Origin of the sequence: Roseiarcus sp., from assembly GCF_049514155.1 — a bacterium.
GTDB lineage: Bacteria > Pseudomonadota > Alphaproteobacteria > Rhizobiales > Beijerinckiaceae > Roseiarcus.
Genome location: NZ_JBEKVH010000231.1, coordinates 1 through 4,515, shown reverse-complemented (window position 1 = coordinate 4,515; position 4,515 = coordinate 1). Strand labels below are relative to the sequence as shown.

General features: G+C 61.8%; 4 protein-coding genes and 1 pseudogene. 1 reads left to right on the top strand and 4 read right to left on the bottom strand.

Annotated features, from left to right (window positions below):
- Positions 1–123: pseudogene (locus ABSF49_RS20445) on the top strand (radical SAM family heme chaperone HemW); the annotation flags it as partial.
- Between the two features lie 511 nt (positions 124–634).
- Here the strand turns inward: ABSF49_RS20445 and ABSF49_RS20440 are convergent.
- The 4 genes from ABSF49_RS20440 to ABSF49_RS20425 form a co-directional block, all read right to left on the bottom strand.
- Positions 635–1,207, bottom strand: coding sequence for a tyrosine-type recombinase/integrase (locus ABSF49_RS20440; protein ID WP_424114478.1), 573 nt, complete (start codon positions 1,205–1,207; stop codon positions 635–637).
- Positions 1,208–1,591: 384 nt separating this feature from the next.
- Positions 1,592–2,644, bottom strand: coding sequence for a toll/interleukin-1 receptor domain-containing protein (locus ABSF49_RS20435; protein ID WP_424114477.1), 1,053 nt, complete (start codon positions 2,642–2,644; stop codon positions 1,592–1,594).
- A 207-nt stretch (positions 2,645–2,851) separates the two neighbouring features.
- Positions 2,852–3,436, bottom strand: coding sequence for a GDSL-type esterase/lipase family protein (locus tag ABSF49_RS20430; RefSeq protein ID WP_424114476.1), 585 nt, complete (start codon positions 3,434–3,436; stop codon positions 2,852–2,854).
- 194 nt (positions 3,437–3,630) lie between these two features.
- Entirely contained in the window at positions 3,631–4,302 is a 672-nt protein-coding gene (locus tag ABSF49_RS20425; protein WP_424114475.1) for an REP-associated tyrosine transposase, read from the bottom strand.
- Positions 4,303–4,515: the final 213 nt, after the last annotated feature.

The window sequence follows — 4,515 nt, the reverse complement described above, 5'->3', positions numbered from 1 at the left end:
GAGCAGGGCGACGAATTCCTGCTGATGGGGCTGAGGTTGCGCGAGGGCATCGATTCGACCCGCTTCGCCGCCTTGAGCGGCCGGACGCTGCGCCGCCGCCAGATCGACGACCTCGTCGCCGACCTCGCGGCGTGAGCGAAGGCGGCAATTGAACGGAACGCCCTCGCCCTTACGGTTGTCGCCTTCACAGCGCGCGCCCCTTCCCCCGCGCTTCGCGCGGTCCCCCCTCATCCCGCTGGACAGCGGCCGCCAAGTGATCGTCCTCCCCTGCGAAGCGGGGGAGGGGAACCGCGCCAAGCGCGGTGGAGGGGGCCGACGGCGCGAGGCGGCGCGGCGGCCGCGGCGGGTCAACGGCTCGAGGCAGGCGCCATTTTCAGGCGCGTTGGTTTGTTTTCAACGCCCTGCGCGGAAATTTTCCGCCGCCTCGCCGCGCCGCCGCCGATGCGGGTCCACTGCAACTAGATAATTAGCACGAAATATAAGTGGTTACCAATATAATTCACAGAACATGTGTTAGTTTGACTCGCCAGATGATGGGCACTTTTGGCGGCGATGACCTTTTGTTTGCTCTATCCCGGAGTCCCTCAATCGTATTTTCACGCGATCCACGAACCCGCGCGAAGGCGGCCGCCCTTCAATCCTCCCAAAACGATTTGAACCGCTCCGGCGAAAGCTCCGTGTAGCGCACCGTGTGCTGAATGTTCTTGTGCCCGAGGTAGTGCTGCACCGCCCGCGTGTCCTGTCCGTCATTGGCGAGCTTGTACCCGCATGCATGCCGCAGCATGTGCGGATGCACCGGGAACGCAAACTTCCCTGTCTCCCCCGTTCGCGCCACCATCTTGCGAAACCCGGCCGCCGTCATCGGTGCGCGGCGCTCGGTAACGAAAACGTACCGCGACTCGATTTGCTCGCGCTTCAGACGCCGCAGCGCGCGTATCTCGATACCGCCCATCGGATGCACGCTCGGCGTCCCGTTCTTGAGACGCCGCACGTGCACGAGCCCGCGCTCCAGATCGACTTGATCCCAGCGGAGCGCGCACAACTCCGATGCCCGCAGCCCGTGCCGGTACGCGACGAGGATCATCGTCGCGTCGCGGTGCCCGTATCGCCCGCGCGAGCGCGCGCCCTCGACGAGCTTCCCCACTTCTTTGGCGGTGAGATATTCGCGTGGCCGACGCTTCGCATTCAAAAGCCGCCGCGGGGGCACTGTCCCATTTACGGTGCTCGGAGCGGGCTTGCGCTTGCTGCCTTTCGTGGCTGAAATTCGAGTGTTCACAAAGGGTACTGTCCCGTAAAAGGCTCTTTTCGGGACAGTTCGAGTGTACCATGCGATCCGCCGCGCGCGGCCGCTGGTTCCATGTTGGAGTTTATGCGACTCTTGGCATTCTATGTTTTGGCGTTGTTTGACGTCACGCAGCGTGACGCCTTGCTGGCCTGAACCTGGATCAGCCGCAATCGGCGCTTGATCCGCGATTTCGAACGCTACGGGAGGATCGTCGCCGCTTCGTGCGGCTCGCAATGATCCGCCTCATGCTCAAACGCCTGACCAGGCCAAGCTTTTGCTCGTGAATCCATTCTTCTTGGATCGGCTCTAATGCGCGGACTGGAAGGCAAAATTCATGGTGCAGGAGGCCCGGTTGAGTCGGGTTAGGGTTCCATGCGTCTGGTCGAACTTGCCGAGATAAGTATTGTGAAATTCCGTGCCTGTCGGACGATGGAAGGGGTCTCTGGAGGTCTCACCGCTCAGGCCATTCTGCGAAATCTCTGCTGCGCCATCTGGTTTGATCGTTCCTTCATACGCTTCTGAGCCCGGTTTGTCCTTGTCTCCACGCTCGGCGCGAAAAGCGCCGTCCAACACGACGGCGTCGAGTTCGTAACTCCAACCCGGCAGTCCCGACAGCGTGCTGTTACAGACAAGAGTTCCTATCCATGAGCCGTCGAAGCGCCGCACATCCGGTACGGCAGGGTTCGCAGACGGTGGGGGCAGCGCCACGGGCGACGCGTTCGGCGAAGGCGCAGCCGCCACCGCGGATTCGGAAGTCGGCAAAGGCGTTGGCGTCGGGGAAGGCGAAACGACACGATAAGCCAAGGCGCCGAGGCCGGCCATAATGGCCAACACCACCGCTACGGCGATCGCGATGTTTCGCCGGCCCAGAATTCCCGCGCGCCGGTTCTTTCCTTGACGGCTTGTCGCGGTGCCTTCCGATGATTTCTCCGCGCCGGGAGCGACCTCGCGCGGCGGCAGCGCCAGCAACCTTCCAATCGAAGCGGCAAGAGTCTCCAGATGCGCTTCGAGCGGCGGCGTCAGGGCGTCCAGCCAGTGAACCGAACTGACGAAATAGGAAACCGCCTTCGTCGGATCGACGCTTTCGATGCGCACCGGAATAACAGTCACGCCAAAGTTTACGGCGCGTTCGAGTTCGCGGTGAATGTGGTTGGACTTGTTGGCGTGCGACGAGAAAATAAGAACAAGTACGCGGCAATGTTCTAGAGCTTCCAATATCGCGGAGCCCCATTCTTCCCCAGGCCCGATGTCGCGCGGCGCGATCCAGCATCGAACGCCGGCTCTTTCAAGCACCGCGCACGCGGCGTCCGCCGTCGGCTTGTCTGCGCTCGAATAGCTGATGAATACGTCCGACGGCATAGCAGCGAATGGTCCCGAGAGAGGGCGATGCCAACAGCTTGATGCCCGCTTTCCCTGGTCCAAGCAAGCTCGATTGCCCGCCTAACGAGGGGGTCGAACGTGGGCGAATTTGTCTTTCTTCGTCCAAGTCGGACTTGGATTCCATGTGGCGAATATCCATAGGGGCAGGCCGCCGATTAAACCTGGATGTGGATGGGCTCCGTGGTGCTACCCCTTGACACTCAAGGCGCGTACGACGCAGGGAGCTACCCGCTCCGCGATGATCTCGTAGCCTCTGGCGTCTGGGTGCGTATCTGAGTTACGGCCCTTCTGCCCACCGCTCTCGATTATGTCTTCGCGCGGCACGTTCTGACTGAAAATCCCGCAAAGGATTGCCCCTGCCTGCCGTGCAATTCCCGCGTCTTTCATTTTCTGGTCGTCAAGAAACACCACCGCGATCCGCCGCGCGCGAAGTCGACTTATGATTTCCGATACATTGCGGGCATGCACGTCCATCAGCCCACTCACTTGGTCTTTATGGGATGGCTGAAAGATCACCACGCGAGTCCCGTCGGGTACTGCCGAATCCAGCCGCGCCAACATTGCGTCGGTCGTGTCGCCATTCACGCCTTGATTGCTAACGGTGACCTTTACCCCTCGATTCCGCAATATCTCTTCCAGTCTTGCGGGGTAGGCCTCCGAAGCCGACACGCCAAAGCCCGCTGTTCCGCTTGGCCCGAACGCAACGACTTGAGCATGGGATTCCGCGGTCGAGACAATCACAAAAAGCGCAGCCAAACGGATCCAATGCATGGCCCCATCTCCCTCTCTTTTGACCTAGATTCCCAAGTCAACTCCATTGAACTACTTGCTATCACAGATTCCAGCGGCCTCCAAAATTGCTGCAGCGTCGCTATGTACGGAGTATTAAACCGAAATTCTCCAGATGACCGTCGACCAAGCCGAAGTTGCACTTTTTGGATTACGGGATTACGGTGACAGTGCACTCAATCGCCTTCCGCATGCGTTGGCTTCGGTCCGCGCTTGCGTGGCGCCAGGCCGCGACCGCTGCGGGCCTCCAAATCGGCGATGAAAGCGGGACCGCCGACCGGCCGGCCGACCGTCTCGCCCTTGCGCAGCCGCGCCGTCGCGTCGCGATCCTCACCCCCTGCGACAAGGTCGGCGAAGCGCGCGAAGCGTTGGCGCGCCGGGGCGACGTCGGTCAACGGGTCTTCGCCGAGCCCCAGCAGCGCGCGGGCGCTCGACCACGGCCAATCCTCGGCGCGCAGGACGAGCCGCGCCCGCACCGGGTTGAGCGTCACGTAGCGGTAAGCGGCGGCGAGATGATCCTCGTCCATCGCCACCGCGCCGTAACGCCCCTGCCAGAAATGCCCGGTGCGTCGTTGCCGTGCGTGAACCAAGCCGGCGTAGCGCCGATGCGCGCGCGCCAACGCCCGGCGCAACCCGTCCTCGTCGTCGGGACAAAGGATGAGATGGACGTGATTGGGCATCAGACACCACGCCCAAACTGCGACGCGCGCCTCCGTCGCCGCCGCGGCGAGAAGATCGCGATAGCAGGCGTAGTCCTCGTCTGAAAAGAACACCCTCCGCCCGCCGTTGCCGCGTTGGGTGACGTGGTAGGGCAGGCCGGGCACGACGAGGCGAGCGAGACGGGCCATCCCTTCCCGATACCAGATCGCTCGAGCCGCGGCAATAGAATGCACTGTCACCGTAATGCCGTAATGCCGTAATGCGTAATGGCACCGTAATGGCATAATAACTGTCCCATAATTACTAATCAAATCTGTAGTTGAGGCCGGCTCGGACAATGTTGTTGTCCAGATGGACTGCCCGCGTGCCGATGATGGCGTTCGGAACGATGAGGTCGGGGG